Here is a 1011-nt window from a genome sequence, read left to right as displayed (position 1 = left end):
TCCTGGTCATATTCCATGTTCTCCACTCGCCCAACTTGTTTCTTAAACTTTTTGCTGCGTCGTTGCTCATAGTTCGTGGGCTTTATATAACAGATTTGTCCTGTGGAATCCAGGTAGAGGTAGTTCTCCAAGCTCTCATACCCGGCATCGGCCACCACTTCTTCATAACGGACATGGTGAAACTGCTCCAGCTTCTTTAAAAACGGCTGAAGCGTTCTCACATCATTTCGGTCGAAAAACAGCTCTATCCCGGTGATATACTCACTGTTCACACCAATCTGCACATTATAAGCTGGCTTGAGCTGCCCGTTTCGCATGTGGTCTTCTTTCAGCCGCATAAATGTGGCATCTTCGTCTGTTTTGGAGTAACTGTTGCGCCCTTCTCCCATGGTGGATAGCATGTTTTCATACTGCTCCCACCGCTCCAGAAGTTCAGACAGGCGCTCCCATTCCTTTTGTCCGGGACTTTTCCGCCGGCCACTTCTATGGACAAAGGTAATATTTTGAGCAAACTCCTCCAACCATGCCCGCAATTCCTGTGTGGAAGTAAAACCGGTAGATCGTTCCACCTGGGCCTTTACTTTGGCCAGGTGCTTCTCCACGCTTTTGCGCCACACAAAGGTATAGCGGCCTGCACGGCTTTCCATCTTTGTTCCATCAATAAAGACAGCTCTGTGGTCTGTCTCCCCCATTTCCTCCAGCTTGCGGACAAACTGGTAGAACAGGTCTTCTATGGCTTCTCTGCACCGCCCGGTTCGAAAACGGGCAATGGTGGTGTGATCCGGTGCCTTTTGGCCTTCCAACAGCCACATAAAATCTACTCGGTACCTACACGCCTCTTCCAGCTTCCGGCTGGAGTAGATGCCACACAGATACCCGTAGACAATTACCTTGAACATCACCCGTGGTTCCACTGCCGATTTCCGTCCTCTGGACGAATAGGTGCGATACAGTTTCCTGTAATCCAGTTCCTCAAGCTGGGCACTTGCCAGTCGGACGGGTGCGTTCTCC

At 50.4% G+C, this 1011-nt stretch carries 1 protein-coding gene; it reads right to left on the bottom strand.

From position 1 onward, the window contains the following. On the bottom strand, positions 1–899 hold an 899-nt coding region (locus B5F98_RS12515), incomplete at its 3' end, for a transposase (protein WP_242961687.1). Positions 900–1011 lie beyond the last annotated feature (112 nt).

The sequence above is a fragment of the Pseudoflavonifractor sp. An44 genome, assembly GCF_002161675.1.
Lineage (GTDB): Bacteria > Bacillota > Clostridia > Oscillospirales > Oscillospiraceae > Enterenecus > Enterenecus faecium.
This window is presented reverse-complemented; position numbering and strand designations above follow the sequence as displayed.